This window comes from Enterobacter sp. SENG-6 (assembly GCF_001605945.1).
GTDB lineage: Bacteria > Pseudomonadota > Gammaproteobacteria > Enterobacterales > Enterobacteriaceae > Enterobacter > Enterobacter cloacae.
Map to the genome: position 1 here is coordinate 63,069 of NZ_LOMM01000003.1, position 19,161 is coordinate 82,229.

16 protein-coding genes and 1 pseudogene are annotated in these 19,161 nt (G+C 51.9%); 12 read left to right on the forward strand and 5 right to left on the reverse strand.

The features are described from left to right. From silA to AX755_RS01880, 4 genes are all read left to right on the forward strand, one after another. Positions 1-3,147: a Cu(+)/Ag(+) efflux RND transporter permease subunit SilA gene (silA, locus tag AX755_RS01865; protein ID WP_000574029.1), complete on the forward strand. Its 3,147-nt coding sequence runs from the start codon at positions 1-3 to the stop codon at positions 3,145-3,147. An 86-nt stretch (positions 3,148-3,233) separates the two neighbouring features. Further along, entirely contained in the window at positions 3,234-3,674 is a 441-nt protein-coding gene (locus AX755_RS01870; RefSeq protein ID WP_000758225.1) for a DUF411 domain-containing protein, read from the forward strand. Between the two features lie 126 nt (positions 3,675-3,800). Then, positions 3,801-6,248, forward strand: coding sequence for an Ag(+)-translocating P-type ATPase SilP (gene silP, locus AX755_RS01875; protein WP_023314990.1), 2,448 nt, complete (start codon positions 3,801-3,803; stop codon positions 6,246-6,248). Positions 6,249-6,288: 40 nt separating this feature from the next. Further along, positions 6,289-6,486, forward strand: a complete 198-nt coding sequence (locus AX755_RS01880) for a DUF2933 domain-containing protein (protein WP_000843494.1) — start codon at positions 6,289-6,291, stop codon at positions 6,484-6,486. Between the two features lie 33 nt (positions 6,487-6,519). On the opposite strand, the gene AX755_RS01885 is transcribed toward AX755_RS01880, so the two are convergent. Both AX755_RS01885 and AX755_RS01890 read right to left on the reverse strand, forming a co-directional pair. After that, on the reverse strand, positions 6,520-7,257 hold the full coding sequence (locus AX755_RS01885) for a peptidoglycan DD-metalloendopeptidase family protein (RefSeq protein ID WP_023314989.1): 738 nt from the start codon (positions 7,255-7,257) through the stop codon (positions 6,520-6,522). A 288-nt stretch (positions 7,258-7,545) separates the two neighbouring features. Next, on the reverse strand, positions 7,546-7,995 hold the full coding sequence (locus tag AX755_RS01890; RefSeq protein ID WP_001023257.1) for a copper resistance protein: 450 nt from the start codon (positions 7,993-7,995) through the stop codon (positions 7,546-7,548). Positions 7,996-8,229: 234 nt separating this feature from the next. Here AX755_RS01890 and pcoA point away from each other — a divergent pair, with 234 nt between their 5' ends. From pcoA to AX755_RS01935, 8 genes are all read left to right on the forward strand, one after another. Beyond that, a complete protein-coding gene (gene pcoA / locus AX755_RS01895; RefSeq protein ID WP_000925240.1) occupies positions 8,230-10,047 on the forward strand; it encodes a multicopper oxidase PcoA in 1,818 nt (605 codons plus the stop codon). Positions 10,048-10,052: 5 nt separating this feature from the next. After that, positions 10,053-10,943, forward strand: coding sequence for a copper resistance outer membrane transporter PcoB (gene pcoB, locus AX755_RS01900; protein WP_001378118.1), 891 nt, complete (start codon positions 10,053-10,055; stop codon positions 10,941-10,943). A gap of 39 nt (positions 10,944-10,982) precedes the next feature. Next, the gene (gene pcoC / locus AX755_RS01905; protein ID WP_000025662.1) at positions 10,983-11,363 is read left to right on the forward strand and encodes a copper resistance system metallochaperone PcoC; all 381 of its coding nucleotides are present in this window, start codon (positions 10,983-10,985) and stop codon (positions 11,361-11,363) included. A 55-nt stretch (positions 11,364-11,418) separates the two neighbouring features. Then, positions 11,419-12,297: a copper resistance inner membrane protein PcoD gene (pcoD, locus tag AX755_RS01910; protein ID WP_229692861.1), complete on the forward strand. Its 879-nt coding sequence runs from the start codon at positions 11,419-11,421 to the stop codon at positions 12,295-12,297. A gap of 54 nt (positions 12,298-12,351) precedes the next feature. Further along, positions 12,352-13,032 (forward strand): copper response regulator transcription factor PcoR, encoded by a 681-nt coding sequence (gene pcoR / locus AX755_RS01915; protein WP_001188930.1) that lies wholly within the window; start codon positions 12,352-12,354, stop codon positions 13,030-13,032. Beyond that, positions 13,029-14,429, forward strand: coding sequence for a copper resistance membrane spanning protein PcoS (gene pcoS, locus AX755_RS01920; RefSeq protein WP_001211180.1), 1,401 nt, complete (start codon positions 13,029-13,031; stop codon positions 14,427-14,429). Before pcoR ends, pcoS begins: the two co-directional genes overlap by 4 nt. A gap of 217 nt (positions 14,430-14,646) precedes the next feature. Then, positions 14,647-15,081, forward strand: coding sequence for a copper resistance system metallochaperone PcoE (gene pcoE / locus AX755_RS01925; RefSeq protein WP_000723069.1), 435 nt, complete (start codon positions 14,647-14,649; stop codon positions 15,079-15,081). 446 nt (positions 15,082-15,527) lie between these two features. After that, positions 15,528-16,553, forward strand: a complete 1,026-nt coding sequence (locus AX755_RS01935) for a TerC/Alx family metal homeostasis membrane protein (protein ID WP_062856193.1) — start codon at positions 15,528-15,530, stop codon at positions 16,551-16,553. A 60-nt stretch (positions 16,554-16,613) separates the two neighbouring features. Here the strand turns inward: AX755_RS01935 and AX755_RS01940 are convergent, their stop codons facing one another. From AX755_RS01940 to AX755_RS01950, 3 genes and pseudogenes are all read right to left on the reverse strand, one after another. Further along, complete coding sequence (locus AX755_RS01940; protein WP_013099181.1) at positions 16,614-17,276, reverse strand: HAD family hydrolase; 663 nt, start codon at positions 17,274-17,276, stop codon at positions 16,614-16,616. 106 nt (positions 17,277-17,382) lie between these two features. Continuing rightward, positions 17,383-18,177: an SDR family NAD(P)-dependent oxidoreductase gene (locus AX755_RS01945; protein WP_020687718.1), complete on the reverse strand. Its 795-nt coding sequence runs from the start codon at positions 18,175-18,177 to the stop codon at positions 17,383-17,385. A 32-nt stretch (positions 18,178-18,209) separates the two neighbouring features. Beyond that, positions 18,210-19,091: pseudogene (locus AX755_RS01950) on the reverse strand (LysR family transcriptional regulator). Between the last annotated feature and the right edge of the window lie 70 nt (positions 19,092-19,161).

Consider the following 19,161-nt stretch of genomic DNA (forward strand, 5'->3'; position numbering starts at 1 on the left):
ATGATTGAATGGATTATCCGGCGCTCTGTCGCCAACCGTTTCCTGGTCATGATGGGGGCCCTGTTTCTCAGCATCTGGGGCACATGGACGATTATTAACACGCCTGTCGATGCCTTGCCTGACCTGTCAGATGTGCAGGTCATTATCAAAACCAGCTATCCCGGCCAGGCCCCGCAGATTGTAGAAAACCAGGTCACCTATCCACTTACCACCACCATGCTGTCCGTGCCTGGCGCAAAAACCGTGCGTGGTTTTTCACAGTTCGGTGATTCGTATGTGTATGTCATTTTTGAAGACGGCACCGATCTGTACTGGGCCCGTTCCCGCGTGCTGGAGTACCTGAACCAGGTACAGGGAAAACTGCCCGCCGGTGTGAGTTCTGAAATCGGTCCGGACGCCACGGGGGTGGGCTGGATATTTGAATATGCCCTTGTCGATCGCAGCGGAAAACACGACCTTTCAGAACTGCGTTCTCTGCAGGACTGGTTCCTGAAATTTGAGCTGAAAACCATCCCGAACGTGGCTGAGGTCGCTTCGGTTGGCGGCGTGGTGAAACAGTACCAGATTCAGGTCAATCCGGTAAAATTGTCTCAGTATGGTATCAGCCTGCCCGAAGTGAAACAGGCCCTTGAATCGTCTAACCAGGAGGCCGGTGGCTCATCCGTTGAAATGGCCGAAGCTGAGTATATGGTCCGTGCCAGCGGTTATCTTCAGAGCATTGATGATTTTAATAACATCGTCCTGAAAACAGGCGAGAACGGCGTGCCGGTTTATCTGCGGGATGTTGCCCGCGTGCAGACCGGGCCTGAAATGCGGCGTGGTATTGCCGAGCTGAACGGCCAGGGCGAAGTCGCTGGCGGCGTGGTGATCCTGCGGTCGGGTAAAAATGCACGCGACGTTATCACGGCAGTGAGGGATAAACTTGAGACGCTGAAGGCCAGCCTGCCGGAAGGCGTTGAAATCGTGACCACCTACGATCGCAGCCAGCTCATCGACCGGGCGATTGATAACCTCAGTTCCAAACTTCTGGAAGAGTTTATCGTGGTGGCCATCGTCTGTGCCCTGTTCCTGTGGCACGTACGTTCTGCCCTGGTGGCGATTATCTCTCTGCCGCTTGGTCTGTGTATCGCCTTTATCGTCATGCACTTCCAGGGACTGAACGCCAATATCATGTCGCTGGGAGGGATAGCGATTGCCGTCGGTGCGATGGTGGATGCCGCCATTGTGATGATTGAGAATGCGCATAAGCGGCTTGAGGAGTGGGATCATCAGCATCCGGGTGAGCAGATTGACAACGCCACCCGCTGGAAGGTGATTACCGATGCCTCCGTTGAAGTGGGACCCGCACTGTTTATCAGCCTGCTGATCATCACCCTGTCCTTTATTCCTATCTTTACCCTGGAAGGTCAGGAAGGACGTCTGTTTGGCCCGCTGGCATTCACGAAAACGTACTCCATGGCGGGCGCGGCCGCGCTGGCCATCATCGTCATTCCGATTCTGATGGGATTCTGGATCCGGGGGAAAATTCCTGCAGAGACCAGTAACCCCCTGAACCGGGTACTGATCAAAGCGTATCATCCATTGCTGTTGCGGGTTCTCCACTGGCCAAAAACAACCCTGCTGGTTGCGGCCTTGTCCATTTTCACCGTTATCTGGCCGCTGAGCCAGGTGGGCGGTGAGTTTCTGCCGAAGATTAACGAGGGCGACCTGTTGTATATGCCGTCGACCCTGCCGGGTGTCTCTCCGGCTGAAGCTGCAGCGCTCCTGCAGACGACGGACAAGTTAATCAAAAGCGTTCCTGAAGTGGCCTCTGTATTTGGCAAGACCGGTAAAGCAGAGACCGCCACGGATTCCGCACCGCTCGAAATGGTTGAAACCACGATCCAGCTCAAACCTGAGGATCAGTGGCGTCCAGGCATGACGATTGACAAGATTATTGAAGAACTCGACAGGACCGTCCGTTTACCGGGGCTGGCAAACCTCTGGGTGCCGCCAATCCGTAACCGTATTGATATGCTCTCAACCGGGATCAAAAGCCCGATAGGTATCAAGGTGTCCGGAACGGTTCTGTCCGATATCGATGCAACGGCGCAGAGTATCGAAGCGGTCGCCAAAACCGTACCCGGCGTAGTGTCTGCTCTCGCAGAGCGACTGGAAGGCGGGCGCTACATTGATGTGGATATCAACCGGGAAAAAGCCTCCCGCTACGGAATGACGGTGGGCGATGTGCAGCTGTTCATCTCATCAGCCATCGGCGGCGCGACGGTAGGGGAAACGGTTGAAGGCGTGGCCCGGTACCCGATTAATATCCGCTATCCGCAGGATTACCGGAACAGCCCGCAGGCCCTGAAACAGATGCCGATCCTGACCCCGATGAAGCAGCAGATCACGCTGGGCGATGTTGCGGATATTAAGGTCGTTTCCGGGCCGACTATGCTGAAAACGGAAAATGCCCGTCCAGCCAGCTGGATTTACATTGACGCGCGCGGCAGGGATATGGTGTCGGTGGTTAATGACATTAAAACGGCGATCAGTCAGAAAGTGAAACTGAGACCGGGTACCAGCGTGTCATTCTCCGGACAGTTTGAACTGCTTGAGCATGCCAACAAGAAACTGAAGCTGATGGTGCCGATGACGGTGATGATCATCTTCATCCTGTTGTATCTGGCATTCCGCCGGGTTGATGAAGCCCTGCTGATCCTGATGAGCCTGCCGTTCGCCCTGGTTGGCGGGATATGGTTCCTGTACTGGCAGGGCTTCCATATGTCTGTCGCAACCGGAACGGGGTTTATCGCTCTGGCCGGGGTGGCAGCAGAGTTTGGCGTGGTCATGCTGATGTATCTGCGTCATGCCATTGAAGCGCACCCGGAATTGTCCCGTAAAGAGACGTTCACACCGGAAGGCCTTGATGAAGCCCTCTATCATGGTGCCGTACTGCGTGTCCGGCCGAAAGCCATGACCGTGGCGGTGATCATTGCGGGTCTGCTGCCAATACTCTGGGGAACCGGTGCAGGTTCAGAAGTCATGAGCCGTATCGCGGCACCCATGATTGGTGGGATGATCACGGCTCCGCTGCTGTCCCTGTTCATTATTCCTGCCGCCTACAAATTAATCTGGCTGCGCAGACATAAAAAAAGCGTGTCCTGAACCTGAAAGGGCACCCCCTGTGGGTGTCCTTCTTTACTGATTCACCCTGACGTCAGGGTTTAAATCGATAATATACAGAGGTGAGTATGAAAAAAGTGGTTCTGATGGCGCTGGCTCTCGGCCTTTCACTGCCCGCGATGGCGAGTGAAAAAGTGATTGATATGTACAAATCTGAAAACTGTGGCTGTTGTTCCCTGTGGGGCAAGGCGATGGAAAAAGACGGGTTTGAAGTACGAACTCACGTCATGAATGATCAGGCGCTGTCAGCCCTGAAAGAAAAGCATGCTATTCCTGCAGGACTGCGAAGTTGTCATTCCGCGGTTGCCGGTAATTTGATCATTGAAGGCCATGTGCCTGCGACAACGATACATAAGGCAATGCAGTCTGGTTCAGGTATATACGGTCTCGCCACCCCCGGTATGCCAGCAGGAAGTCCTGGAATGGAGATGGGAGCCCGAAAAGAGGCTTACGATGTTATCGCATTCTCACCGGATGGAAGTAAAAAAGTCTTCCAGCGAATCGAATAGTCAGCGGAACGGCTGATAACGGGACGCCGGTAGCAGGCACTCCTGTGCCGGCGATATTCGTGGTAATCGCATCCATGACATACCCTGAAGACAGAAGATGCTTCGGTATGCATAAGGAGAGTTACTGTGAAAAATGACAATGCAGTGCAACACAACAACCAGACTGCTTCTGAGCAGACATTATCCCCGGACGAGGGCCACGTATTGCATAAGGTGAGAGATCCCGTGTGCGGGATGGCCATCCTGCCCGACAGGGCGCACAGCAGCATTCGATACCAGGACCATCAACTTTATTTCTGCTCCGCCAGCTGTGAGAGTAAATTTAAAGCCCATCCCGATCGTTATCTTACCGAAGATGCCAGTGAACATTCCCATCACCATCACCACGATCATCACGAAGTCAGCCCTGATCAGATAAAACAGCCTCACCACCAGGCGGAAAAAGAGAATTCTGAAGGTGTGTGGACATGTCCGATGCACCCGGAGATACGCCGCAGTGGTCCCGGAAGCTGTCCTGTCTGTGGAATGGCACTGGAGCCGCTCGTAGCTACGGCATCCACGGGGCCGAGTGATGAACTTCACGACATGACAAGACGCTTCTGGCTGGGGTTGTTGCTGGCGTTTCCGGTTCTGGTACTCGAAATGGGATCTCATCTGTTTCCCGAGTTGAGGAATACAGTACCGCCACAGTACAACACATGGCTGCAGCTGCTTCTGGCCTCCCCTGTCGTGTTGTGGTGTGGCTGGCCATTCTTCGCCCGGGCCGGAATGTCGTTACGTAACCGCTCCCTGAATATGTTTACCCTTGTTGCAATGGGGACCGGCGTAGCCTGGGTTTACAGCGTCATTGCAACCGTCTTCCCCTCCTGGTTTCCTGCATCGTTCAGAAACATGGATGGCCTGGTGGCCGTTTATTTTGAAGCCGCAGCAGTTATTACGGTGCTTGTTCTGCTGGGACAGGTTCTTGAGCTGCGGGCACGGGAACAAACCTCAGGCGCCATTACTGCGCTTCTGAACCTTGCCCCCAAAACCGCCAGACGGCTGGATCATGACGGTCATGAAACGGATATTAATGCGGAAGATGTCCTGCCTGGCGATAAGCTCCGCATCAGATCTGGAGAGAGTATTCCGGTCGACGGTATCGTGATCGAAGGCAAAACAACCGTTGATGAATCGATGGTGACCGGGGAATCTATGCCGGTTACCAAAACGGAGGGTGACCCTGTCATCGGGGGGACCATTAATCAGACAGGGAGTCTCATCATCCGTGCAGAGAAAGTCGGTGATGAAACAATGCTCTCACGAATTGTTCAGATGGTCGCTGATGCACAGCGTTCGCGTGCCCCCATCCAGAGAATGGCTGACAGCGTTTCAGGCTGGTTTGTTCCTCTGGTGATACTTATCGCGGTTGTTGCTTTCGTGATCTGGTCTGTCTGGGGGCCCGAGCCCAGGATGGCGCACGGTCTCATTGCGGCTGTGTCGGTCCTGATTATTGCCTGTCCCTGCGCGCTGGGGCTGGCCACGCCGATGTCGATAATGGTGGGGGTGGGCAAAGGAGCCCAGGCCGGGGTGTTAATCAGGAATGCCGAAGCCCTTGAGCGTCTTGAAAAAGTGGACACGCTGGTTGTCGACAAAACAGGCACGCTCACGGAAGGTTCGCCTACGGTGACAGGGATTATCAGTCTCAATCCGGGTGGGGAAACATCTCTTTTGCGTGTAACAGCCGCAGTGGAAAAAGGCTCGCAGCATCCGCTGGGTATGGCAGTAGTTAAAGCAGCACAGGAAAAGGGGATCGCAATACCCGCAGTCACTCATTTCGATGCACCGTCGGGTAAAGGTGTCTCAGGCGATGTCGAAGGTCAACGGGTTGTTATTGGTAATGAACTGGCTATGCAGGAAAACAGTATAGTTATTGATAATCAAAAGGCCGTTGCGGATACGTTGCGGATGGAAGGCGCTACCGTTATCTATGTGGCCACAGACGGGGACCTTGCAGGCCTGATAGCTATCTCGGATCCCGTGAAAACAACCACGCCGGATGCGCTTAAAGCTTTGCGTCAGGCGGGGATCCGCATCGTTATGCTCACCGGGGATAACCAGCTTACTGCTGAAGCAGTCGCACGGAAACTGGGAATAGATGAGGTTGAAGCCGGAATTCTGCCGGATGGCAAAAAAGCAGTGATAACCCGACTGAAAGAGTCTGGCCATGTGGTTGCGATGGCCGGAGACGGTGTGAATGATGCCCCGGCGCTGGCAGCGGCTGACGTCGGTATAGCCATGGGAACGGGTACAGATGTGGCAATTGAAAGTGCCGGAGTCACCCTTCTCAAAGGCGACTTGATGATACTGAACAGGGCCCGTCATCTGTCAGAGATCACCATGAAAAATATCCGTCAGAATCTGTTTTTTGCATTTATCTACAACGCACTTGGCGTGCCTGTGGCTGCAGGTCTGCTTTATCCTGTGTATGGAATACTGCTGTCGCCAGTTATTGCGGCGGCGGCCATGGCTCTTTCCTCCGTCAGCGTCATTGTGAATGCGTTGCGTCTGAAAAGTGTCAGGCTCGGGAAATAACACTGAGTGAAGGGTCAGTTACGAACAGAAGGAGTCCAGTATGAAAAGTACCACCTATGCGCTTATTGCTGTCGCCGCGATCGCGGCATTTGCCCTCCTGCGCGAACACTGGTCACATGTGGCAGGTTACTGGCCATATCTGTTATTGCTGGTCTGCCCGCTAATGCATCTTTTCCACGGCCACGGAGGGCATGGAGATCATCAACATCACGGAAGTGAAAACGATAAAAAAAATTAATCCGGCAGACGGGGCCGCGTCGCGGTCCCGTTATCAGTCCAGGTATCGTTCGTAGTCTCTGGCATGCGCAAAGGCATGCTGTTCGAGTTTGTTATCAGCGGGTGCCGCTGCCCGGAACGCCAGAGAGTTAACAGGGTTGTTATTGATGACCAGCTCGTAATGCAGATGAGGACCGGATGAACGTCCGCTGTTACCGGATAACGCAATAGCACCTCCCCGTGTAACCCTGGCCCCTTTAGTAACGAGTATTTTATTGAGGTGGAGATAGCGAGTTTTAACACCGGCTTTTCCCGTTACTTCAACAAAATATCCCATGGTACTGTTGTGTTCGGCCCGGGTGATTTTTCCGTCGATGACGCTGACTATTTTCGTGTTCATGGGCATGGAATAATCAATGCCATTATGGGGACTCACTTTTCCCGATACCGGGTTAAGTCTTGCAGGATTGAAAGGCGAACTGAGTCTTGCTGTGGCCGGTAACGGATAATCGAGACTGCCTTTCCCGGAAGTATCGGAAAGGTTATAGAACTTTTTATCTGATATACGATACGCCGTGTAATTAAATGAACCGGACGTAAATTTATAGGCCACGACACGTGATTTTCCCGCTTTCTTTTGCAGTACGAGTTTTAATGATTCATTTTTTTTCAAATGCCGCAGATTAAACCGGGAAGGCAAGGAGCGCTGAAGAGTAGCGATCTCGTTCGATTCCAGCCCCGAGCGGGTGGCTGAAAGGTAGGCATTTTCTTTTACGACATCGGTAGAATACATTTACTGGAATTCGCCGTTAGCATGAACACTGCGGCGTATGCTAGGGGTTTTCAGGAGGCGTGTCATCTGTCAGTTAATCGGGAGCACCGTTGATGGTCGTCATTTTTGTAACATATCTTGTTTCCCGTTTGCTCCTGAAGCTCTGGGAACTGTATGACCAGCCCGACGGTGATGATTAACGGGACTGAAACAGGTTACGGCAGAGCAATATGGGGCTCATGTCCTGCTACGTAACCCGTCAGTAAAGCCCTGCTGCGCACCTGACGCTAAGCACTAACCCGCCTGCAGTTACCTGGTCGAATACAGCCCGCGAAGCTTTCTTGCCTGCGTCTGATGTGCTTCCGCACCGGCATTATTGACCTGCTCATGCACGAGAGCGGCTTTTTCTCCGGCATTCAGTTCGTTAAAAGAAGAAGACGAGGTCTTTGAATTTGCATCACTGCCGGACAGCATTTTTTTATGTTCCTCAATCATTTTCTGATGCGCATAGGACGCGCTGTTGTTCATAAATGAATGAGCAACAATGGCCCTTTCATGTTCATTCATTTCAGAGAATGAGGGCGTGTTGTTTTTATTAACCCTGTCCGGTAAGTTTTCATGCGTCGAGGAATTCACATGACTGACGGCTGAGGCATTATTAACAAATCGATGTGCTTCATGGGCAATATCACTGGACTGAGCAAAAGCTGCCCCACAAAATAAAGCTGTAAACGCAGTGGTCGTGATTAATATATTCATGTGTAATTACCTTCTGAGGTACATAAAAGATGTCCTTATGATCATATATAAAAATAATCAACCTGTGGGGAAGATGACGTAAATGTAATACAGCTATGTACATTACACGATTGTAATGAATTTGTTTCTTAAGGTGTGCTAGATTCATTTCATTGTAAGTGGATGAACCAGTAATTTAATTTAAATCGGTTCTCGAATTCTGTCAGTAACCATACTTTAAATAAGGGAATGCGCATGCTGTTGAAAACGTCTCGACGAACTTTCCTGAAGGGGTTAACCCTCTCTGGCGTAGCCGGAAGTCTTGGCGTATGGAGTTTCAATGCGCGTTCCAGTCTGAGCCTGCCAGTTGCCGCATCCCTGCAGGGTACTCAGTTTGACCTGACCATTGGTGAAACGGCCGTCAATATCACGGGCAGTGAGCGTCAGGCCAAAACAATCAATGGAGGCCTGCCGGGGCCCGTTCTTCGCTGGAAAGAAGGTGACACCATTACCCTGAAGGTCAAAAACCGTCTTAATGAACAGACGTCCATTCACTGGCACGGCATTATTCTTCCGGCCAATATGGATGGTGTTCCGGGGCTGAGTTTTATGGGCATAGAGCCTGATGATACCTACGTTTACACCTTTAAGGTTAAGCAGAACGGGACTTACTGGTACCACAGCCATTCCGGTCTGCAGGAACAGGAGGGGGTATACGGTGCCATTATCATCGATGCCGGGGAGCCAGAACCGTTTACTTACGATCGTGAGCATGTGGTCATGTTGTCTGACTGGACCGATGAAAATCCTCACAGCCTGCTGAAAAAATTAAAAAAACAGTCGGATTACTACAATTTCAATAAACCAACCGTTGGCTCTTTTTTCCGCGACGTGAATACCAGGGGGCTGTCAGCCACCATTGCCGATCGGAAAATGTGGGCTGAAATGAAAATGAATCCGACTGACCTCGCGGATGTCAGTGGCTACACCTACACCTATCTCATGAACGGGCAGGCCCCGCTGAAAAACTGGACCGGACTGTTCCGTCCCGGTGAAAAGATACGCTTACGGTTTATCAACGGCTCGGCAATGACCTATTTCGATATCCGTATCCCCGGGCTGAAAATGACGGTCGTGGCTGCAGATGGCCAGTATGTAAACCCGGTTACCGTTGACGAATTCAGGATTGCCGTTGCCGAAACCTATGATGTCATTGTGGAGCCTCAGGGTGAGGCCTATACCATCTTCGCACAATCCATGGACAGGACCGGTTACGCTCGAGGGACACTGGCCACGAGAGAGGGGTTAAGTGCTGCCGTTCCCCCCCTCGATCCCCGTCCTCTGTTGACCATGGAAGATATGGGTATGGGGGGAATGGGACATGATATGGCAGGAATGGACCACAGCCAGATGGGAGGCATGGATAACAGCGGAGAGATGATGTCTATGGACGGTGCTGACCTTCCGGATAGCGGGACATCCTCCGCGCCCATGGATCACAGCAGCATGGCCGGTATGGATCATTCCCGGATGGCCGGAATGCCGGGTATGCAAAGTCATCCTGCGTCAGAAACGGATAACCCACTGGTTGATATGCAGGCGATGAGCGTCTCTCCGAAGTTAAATGATCCGGGTATTGGTCTTCGAAATAACGGAAGAAAGGTTCTCACGTACGCGGATTTGAAAAGCCGCTTTGAGGATCCTGACGGACGTGAACCTGGCCGTACCATAGAACTGCATTTAACCGGCCACATGGAAAAGTTTGCCTGGTCATTTAACGGAATCAAGTTTTCAGATGCCGCACCGGTGCTGCTGAAATACGGTGAGCGGCTCAGGATCACGCTGATCAACGATACCATGATGACTCACCCCATTCACCTGCATGGTATGTGGAGCGATCTGGAAGATGAAAACGGTAATTTCATGGTTCGTAAACACACAATAGATGTTCCCCCTGGTACAAAACGCAGTTACAGAGTGACAGCAGATGCGCTTGGCCGCTGGGCGTATCACTGCCATTTGCTCTATCACATGGAAATGGGAATGTTTCGTGAAGTCCGGGTGGAGGAATGATGCGAATGAAGAGAAATTTGAAGGCCATACCTGTTCTGGTCGCCGGTTTGTTTACCTCACAGCTTTCTATTGCGGCGGGCTCCGTCTCTGCAGATCCCCACGCCGGGCACGACATGTCTGCCATGCAGATGCCAGCAGATGAGAATTTCACTGAGATGACGTCAATGGAGCCCATTGTAACTGAGAGCAGAACGCCAATTCCGCCTGTTACCGATGCCGACCGGAAGGCTGCATTCGGCAATTTACAGGGGCATGCGATTCACGACAGTGCGATTAATTATCTGGTTCTGCTGGATCAACTGGAATGGCAACGGTCGGATAACACCAACAATTTCAGCTGGAGTGTTAACAGCTGGATTGGAGGCGACACAGATCGGATTTGGCTAAAGAGTGAAGGTGAACGAAGCAATGGGGAAACGGAGGCGGCTGAAGCGCAGTTACTCTGGGGACATGCGGTTGGCCCATGGTGGGATTTGGTTGCGGGTGTCAGGCAGGATTTCAGACCTGCTTCTGCCCGGACCTGGGCTGCTGTCGGTTTTCAGGGGCTGGCACTCTATAATTTTGAGTCTGAAATTACGGGTTTTGTCAGTAATGGCGGAAAAGCAGCCCTTCGTCTGGGAGGAGAATACGACGTTTTACTGACTAACCGGCTCATACTCCAGCCATCCTATGAGGTGAATTTCTACAGTCAGGATGATGAATCGCGGGGTCGCGGCAGGGGACTGACTGACACAGAGCTGGGGCTCCGGCTGCGCTATGAAATACGCCGTGAGTTTGCACCCTATATAGGCGTTTCCTGGAATCAACTTTACGGGAAAACATCCGATATGGCGAAAAGAGAAGGTGAGAAAGACCATCAGGTAGTATTCCTGGCGGGAGCCAGAATCTGGTTTTAACGCACTGATATAAAACACTCAACTAAACAGGTAAATAAAATGTCGATTTTAAATAAAGCCATTCTTACAGGTGGCCTCGTTATGGGCGTTGCTTTCTCTGCTATGGCCCATCCGGAATTAAAAAGCTCTGTGCCACAGGCTGATTCAGCCGTAGCGGCCCCGGAAAAGATTCAGCTTAATTTCTCGGAAAATCTGACCGTGAAATTCTCAGGTGCAAAATTAACGATGACGGGTATGAAAGGCATGTCATCACATTCTCCGATGCCGGTCGCGGCAAAAGTGGCGCCAGGCGCTGACCCTAAATCGATGGTCATTATTCCGCGAGAGCCTTTACCCGCTGGCACTTATCGTGTTGACTGGCGCGCGGTTTCTTCAGATACGCACCCTATTACCGGTAATTACACCTTTACAGTGAAGTAATATTATGAACGACCTGATTATGATTGTTATTCGTTTTCTTCTTTATCTGGATTTGATGGTAATATTTGGATTGCCATTTTTTCAGATATATGGAATAAGCGGTGTCAGACATGAAACCTATAACCTGACTAATTTCAGGTCGTTTATAACTTTTGCTGTTGTTACAGGCATCATTCTTACTGGCATTAATATGCTCCTGGTATCTAATGCCATGAGTGGAGTAACTGACCTCAGAGAATTATCCATCCATGTTATCGAGATGGTGATAGAAGAAACTGATGTGGGTATTAGCTGGATTGTCAGGCTCTGTGCCCTGTTTACCACACTCGGTGCTTTGTTCCTTTACACTAATAAGAGAGTATTGTCCTGCCTGCTGATGACGATGAGTGGGGGCGTGGCGCTGGCTACACTTGCCTGGGGAGGACACGCCGTTATGCATGACGGTCTGCATTACTATCTCCATTTACTGAGCGATCTGACCCATCTCGGCGCTGCAGGTGCCTGGACAGGTGCTCTGGTTGCATTTGCTATCCTGCTGATGCGCAGAAACGAGCATAATGCACAGAGCGTCATTGTGATATCTGACTCCCTGGCAAAATTTGCCACGGCAGGAACGGTGATTGTTGTAGCCCTGATCCTGAGTGCGCTGGTCAACTATCTGTATATTGCTGAGGGTAACTTAACTCCCTTATTCAACAGTTCCTGGGGGAGGATATTGCTTGCCAAGACGGCTCTGTTTGTTCTGATGCTTCTTCTGGCTGCAGCAAACCGGTTTCACCTGGGTCCCCGGCTTGAAGTTATGGTCAGGGAAGGGAATTATGATCGCAGCGTTGCCCTGATGCGAAACAGCATCCTGACAGAATTCGTTGTTGCGATTATCATTCTGGGCGCCGTAGCGTGGCTCGGAATGCTTGCTCCGTCTCAGGTCAGCTAGGGGACAGCCAAAGCTCATGCGTGAGATTTTTACTTTCATATCAGCGAGTTGACCATGCAGCGTATTTTAATCGTTGAAGACGAACAAAAAACAGGTCGTTACCTGCAGCAGGGACTGGTTGAGGAAGGCTATCAGGCCGATCTCTTTAATAATGGCCGCGATGGTCTCGGGGCCGCGTCGAAGGGACAGTATGATTTGATAATACTGGACGTGATGCTGCCTTTCCTCGACGGGTGGCAAATCATCAGCGCACTGAGGGAGTCCGGGCACGAAGAACCGGTCCTGTTTTTAACCGCAAAGGACAACGTGCGGGACAAAGTGAAAGGACTGGAGCTTGGCGCAGATGACTACCTGATTAAGCCCTTTGATTTTACGGAGCTGGTTGCACGTGTAAGAACCCTACTGCGCCGGGCACGCTCGCAGGCCGCAACAGTCTGCACCATCGCCGATATGACCGTTGATATGGTGCGCCGGACCGTGATCCGTTCGGGGAAGAAGATCCATCTCACCGGTAAAGAATACGTTCTGCTTGAGTTGCTGCTGCAACGCACCGGAGAAGTGTTACCCAGGAGTCTTATCTCGTCCCTGGTCTGGAACATGAATTTTGACAGTGATACGAATGTGATTGATGTCGCCGTGAGACGTCTGAGAAGTAAAATTGATGATGACTTTGAGCCAAAACTGATCCATACCGTTCGCGGTGCCGGATATGTCCTGGAGATCAGAGAAGAGTGAGGTTCAAAATTTCCCTGACCACACGCCTGAGCCTGATTTTTTCTGCGGTGATGCTTACGGTATGGTGGTTATCAAGTTTTATCCTGATTAGCACCCTTAATGGCTATTTCGATAATCAGGACCGCGATTTTCTGACAGGTAAACTTCAGCTCACCGAAGAGTTTCTTAAAACAGAGACGTTCAGGAACAAAACGGATATTAAGTCATTATCAGAAAAAATAAACGATGCGATGGTGGGGCACAATGGCTTATTCATTTCTATAAAAAACATGGAAAATGAAAAAATTGTTGAACTCTATGCCAAAAATTCTGTTGTTCCAGCGGTCCTGCTTAATAAGTCGGGTGATATTCTCGACTATATGATCCAGACGGAAGAAAATAACACCGTGTACCGCAGTATCTCGCGGCGGGTTGCCGTGACGCCGGAACAGGGTAAAAGCAAACATGTCATCATTACGGTTGCCACGGATACTGGGTATCACACCCTGTTTATGGACAAACTCAGTACCTGGCTGTTCTGGTTCAATATCGGTCTGGTCTTTATTTCTGTTTTTCTGGGCTGGCTGACCACACGTATTGGTCTGAAACCGCTACGGGAAATGACCAGTCTGGCTTCCTCCATGACCGTACACAGCCTGGATCAGCGTCTAAATCCCGATCTGGCTCCGCCGGAAATCTCTGAGACCATGCAGGAGTTCAATAATATGTTTGATCGCCTGGAGGGGGCATTCCGGAAACTGTCAGATTTCTCGTCTGACATCGCGCATGAGCTGCGCACACCAGTCAGTAATCTGATGATGCAGACGCAGTTTGCACTGGCTAAGGAAAGGGATGTTTCGCATTACCGCGAAATTTTATTCGCTAACCTGGAAGAACTGAAAAGGTTGTCACGAATGACCAGTGACATGCTTTTTCTGGCACGTTCAGAGCATGGTCTGCTGCGGCTGGATAAACATGATGTGGATCTGGCAGCCGAACTGAATGAATTACGTGAGTTGTTCGAGCCCCTGGCAGACGAAACAGGAAAGACAATCACGGTTGAAGGAGAGGGCGTTGTTGCCGGAGACAGCGATATGCTCCGACGTGCTTTCAGTAACCTGCTTTCCAATGCAATCAAGTATTCTCCCGATAACACCTGTACAGCGATACACCTTGAGCGTGACAGTGACTGTGTGAACGTGATGATTACGAATACGATGTCCGGCCAGGTTCCCGCTAATCTGGAACGTTTGTTTGACCGGTTCTATCGCGCAGACTCATCAAGGTTCTACAACACGGAAGGCGCGGGGCTGGGATTATCAATTACAAGGTCGATCATTCATGCTCACGGCGGCGAGCTGTCAGCAGAACAGCAGGGGCGTGAAATTGTGTTCAAAGTGCGCCTGTTAATGGATTAATCCCGTTGTTCAGGAGAAACCTGGAAGGTGACAAAATTGTCATCATTCAGTCACGCGATAAACAGAGGCGGTTTTTTATAATTATTCATAAATCAGGAGCAGCGTGATAACACAATCACCTGGTTCCTGGAGTGATGATTAACCCGCCCTGAGATCAACTGCTTTCTCTGTTATAAGCCATTGATTGTTTGGGTATGTAAACACCGGAGACCCAACCATGAAAAAGATTCTCGTATCATTTGTTGCCATTATGGCTGCCGCTTCATCTGCCATGGCTGCAGAGACAATGAACATGCATGACCAGGTAAATAATGCACAGGCACCTGCCCACCAGATGCAGTCATCTGCTGAAAAAAGTGCAATTCAGGGAGACAGCATGACAATGATGGATATGAGCAGTCACGATCAGGCCGCAATGTCCCATGACATGATGCAAAACAGCAATTCTGCTGCCCACCAGGACATGGCTGAAATGCATAAAAAAATGATGAAAGCTAAACCCGGAGCTACCAACGAAACAGCAAAGTCATTTTCTGAAATGAGCGAGCATGAGAAGGCCGCAGCTGTACATGAGAAGGCGAATAATGGTCAGTCTTCCGTTGTTCACCAGCAGCAGGCTGATAAGCATCGCAGTCAGATCACCCAGAATTAACCCGCAGCTCCACTTGTTAGACCCTCATTTGACGCCGAAGTCACTGGCTTACGCTCCCGTCCGGGAGCTTTTTTTTTCCCATATATCAAACTTTAACTCTGAAGAGGTGGAAGTATCTGACCAACACTGTCACGTAACGCCAGATAACTACAAAAACACCTTTTTCCTCCTGTAAATTGCAGTTCCTGCAAGAACATCAAGGCATAATGTTGGAACAGCGTGTGATACACACTTAGCATCATGTTTTGTATGTGTTTTTTTAAAACTTTACAACTTTAAAGTCTTTTTCAGGTTAAAGGATACAACTTTAATGTCTCTACACAGCAGAAAAGAACGTTTAAACTTTTACTTTTCAGAGTGATGTGCCCAGAGCACCACTCTTTTTCTCTGCTGGCATATGCCAGTCTGCATGGTTTTTGTGTTTTGCCTCTACAAAAGGGTTGTGTATGTCTACTGCTCATCTCGGTTTCCCGACGGAAACCGTTGTTGTCTTTGTGGTGATGGCTGTCGGGGCGATGTTTATCGACCTCTTCATGCACCGTCACGATAAGCCTGTCTCGCTGAAAAGTGCCGCAATGTGGTCCGTTTTCTGGTTCTCAATGGCGATGGCGTTTGCCGGGTTCCTGTATGTTCACCACGGTGCCGAGATGGCGAGCCTGTTCCTCACCGGCTACGCGCTGGAAGAGGTACTCTCGGTCGATAACCTGTTTGTGATGATGGCGATTTTTGCCTGGTTCGGCGTGCCGGATAAGTACCGTCACCGCGTACTCTACTGGGGTGTGCTGGGGGCGATTGTCTTCCGCGGTATCTTCGTGGCCATTGGGACCAGCCTGCTGAGTCTGGGGCCGTACGTGGAGGTTATTTTCGCGCTGGTCGTTGGCTGGACGGCGGTAATGATGCTCAGGCGTAACGAAGAGAGCGACGAGGTTGAAGATTACTCCGGTCACCTGGCTTATCGCCTGGTGAAACGCTTCTATCCTGTCTGGCCGAAAATCAGCAGCCACGCCTTTATTCTGACCCAGAAAGAGGTGGATGCGGAACTGGAAAAACCAGAAAACCAGGACGTAATGGTTGGGCGCGTCAAAAAAGCGAAACGTTACGCGACGCCATTATTACTATGCGTGGCCGTCGTGGAGCTGTCTGATGTGATGTTCGCGTTTGACTCCGTACCGGCCATTATCGCCGTCAGCCGCGAGCCGCTGATTATCTACAGCGCCATGATGTTTGCCATCCTCGGCCTGCGTACGCTCTATTTCGTACTGGAAGCGCTGAAGCAGTATCTGGTTCACCTGGAGAAGGCGGTGGTCCTGCTGCTGTTCTTCGTGGCGTTCAAGCTCGGGTTGAATGCAACAGATCACTTCTTGCATCACGGCTACAGCATTGGCGCGACGACCAGTCTGTTCGTGGTATTAGGCGTGCTGGCGCTGGGGATTATTGCGAGCGTGATGTTCCCGGGGAAACGTGAGGCCTGATGCAACGCTCTTCTCCCTCTCCCTGTGGGAGAGGGCCGGGGTGAGGACACCAGACCGCACCTAACCCTTAATCGGTGAGTTGCGGCGCTTGCGCGGTGGGTGGAAGTGCCGCCAGTGTGGATCCTGCGCTGCGGCCAGCAGTTCGTGGTCGCCACGGGTATCCCCCCAGGCGCGCAGGTGGTACTCGTTCAGATTGCCATACACCTTTTCCAGTCTGGCGACTTTCTGGGCGCAGCGGCAGTTGTTGCCGGTAATGCGCCCGGTCAGCTTACCGTCTTTCACTTCCAGTTGTGTGCCAATCAGCTTGATGCCAAGCTTGTCAGCCCACGGCTGGAGCACCAGCGCCGGAGAGGCGGAACAGATGGTCACTTCCGCGCCAGAGTTCACCTCCGCCGCCACCGCCAGCACCCCCTCGGGGCGCATCAGCTTGTTCCAGTATTTTTCGCAAAACGCTTCCGCCTGCTGACGTAACCAGTGTTCATCCACCCCCGTCAGGAACGTTTTGATCAGCACCTCTTTTAGCTCATCACGCGTTAGCTTGCGGCGTACGCAGTGGAGCGTCGGCAATGCCATACGCACCAGTCGTCCCGCGAAGTAACGTTTCCCGAAGGCAAAACGCAGGAAAGGGATGAAGCTATCGTGGTGTGTTAACGTTCCATCAAAGTCGAAGACAGAGAGCACGTTAGATTTGGCCACGGTCTCGTCGGCAATCATATTGGTCATAAATACGTCTTAGCTGAAATACACATTCTGCTCGTTAGTTTACCTGCTTTGGCGCCACAGTCCTTAAACCTCACGCTTTTTTTCTCATTCTTGCGGCCTGAGCCACTCAGATAATGTCATCCACCACGCCACCGTCGACGCGCAACGCCGCGCCAGACGTGGCGGAGGCCTGCGCTGAGCAGACATAGACCACCATATTGGCGACCTCTTCAACCGTGGCCGCTCGCTGGATCACCGAGCTGGGGCGGTTGGCCATCACAAACTCTTTTGCCAGCTGTTCCAGCGATTTACCGGTCTTCTCGATCTCGTCTTTCATCATCTCTGCGAATCCGTCAGACATCGTCGGCCCCGGCAATACGCTGTTGACCGTCACGCCGCTACCCGCCACGAACTTCGCCAGTCCGCGTGCCAGCGAGAGCTGTGCCGTTTTGGTCACGCCGTAGTGGATCATGTCCGCCGGGATATTGCAGGCCGACTCGGAGGAGATAAATACCACGCGGCCCCAGCCTTTCTTCACCATGCCGGGAAGCAGTGCGCGGGAGAGACGCACGCCGGACATTACGTTGGTCTGCCAGTAACGTTCCCAGGTGTCATCGTCGGTGGCATAGAAATCCTGCGGCCCGTAAATCCCGGCATTGTTGACCAGAATGTCCACGTTATTCGCCACCTTCAGCAGCGACTCGACCCCTTCCGGCGTGCTGAGATCGGCTATCGCGGCACGCACCTGCACGCCCGGCACCACCTGCTGCAGCTGCTGAATACCTTTATTCACCGACTCGGTACTGCGGCCATTGACGATCACTTCCGCACCGCTTTCTGCCAGCCCTCTGGCAATGGCGAAGCCAATTCCACCCGTTGAGGCGGTGACCAGCGCCACTTTCCCCGTAAAGTCGATTTTCATCATCTGCTCCTTATCGTTTTAACGTTCGGACCTTAAAGCGTAGCAGGTGACGATGACGGCTCCTGGCTAAAAAGGCGCAATAGCGTCTCAACCTGTTCGTCCAGCGGGCTAAGCGAGCGCTTCACAATCAGGTGCAGCGGCGTGGCTCGCCGCACGCCATGGCTGAGCGGCAGCATCTTCAGTACCCCTTGTTCCAGCTGAGTCTGAATGCGCTCCTCCGGCAGCCAGCCGTAACCCACCTGCGACATCACCGCCTCAATGGCCGCGTCAATGGTGGAAAAGGTCCACGAGCCACTGGCGGAGTGCGCCGCGGTCTGGTTGTCCGCAATTTTAATCAGCGGTCACGGGCGGAGCATGTCGTCGTTCAGCGGCGCGTCGAGCTGAAAGAGCGGATGCTGATGATGGGCCACGGCAACAAAGTCGATATTCATCAGCCATTCGCCAAGCCCGGTCATATCCTGGCGGCGGGTTAAGACCATCACATCGGCTTCATCATTGATGGCATCGGCGCGGGTATTTTCCAGCACTTCGGTGAGACGGACCTGAGTCTGCGGATACTGCTGCTGGAACTGACGCAGGATGGCAAACAGACGACGGCGGGGAAAGATATTGTCCACCACCAGATCCAGCCGCGTGCGCATTCCGTTACGCAGGGTAAGCGCGCGTGTCTCAACGTACGCGAAGGCTTTCAGCAGCGGTTTGACCTGGTTGAGCAGCAGTTCCCCGGCAGGGGTCAACACCGCCCGACGGCCTTCCTGCACCAGAAGCGCCACCCCCAGCCGTTCCTGCAGTAGTGCCAGGTTATAGCTGACGGAAGACTGGCTGCGGTGCGTCTCTTCCGCGGCTCTGGCAAAACTGCCCGCATCCACCACCTTCTCCAGCAAGGACCATTGTTCGAGCGTCGTCTTGTGCATAATCAATCTAAAATTTGGATGAATTTGATTCAAACATAGAGTTATTCATTCATTTTTTGAAGGGGTAGGA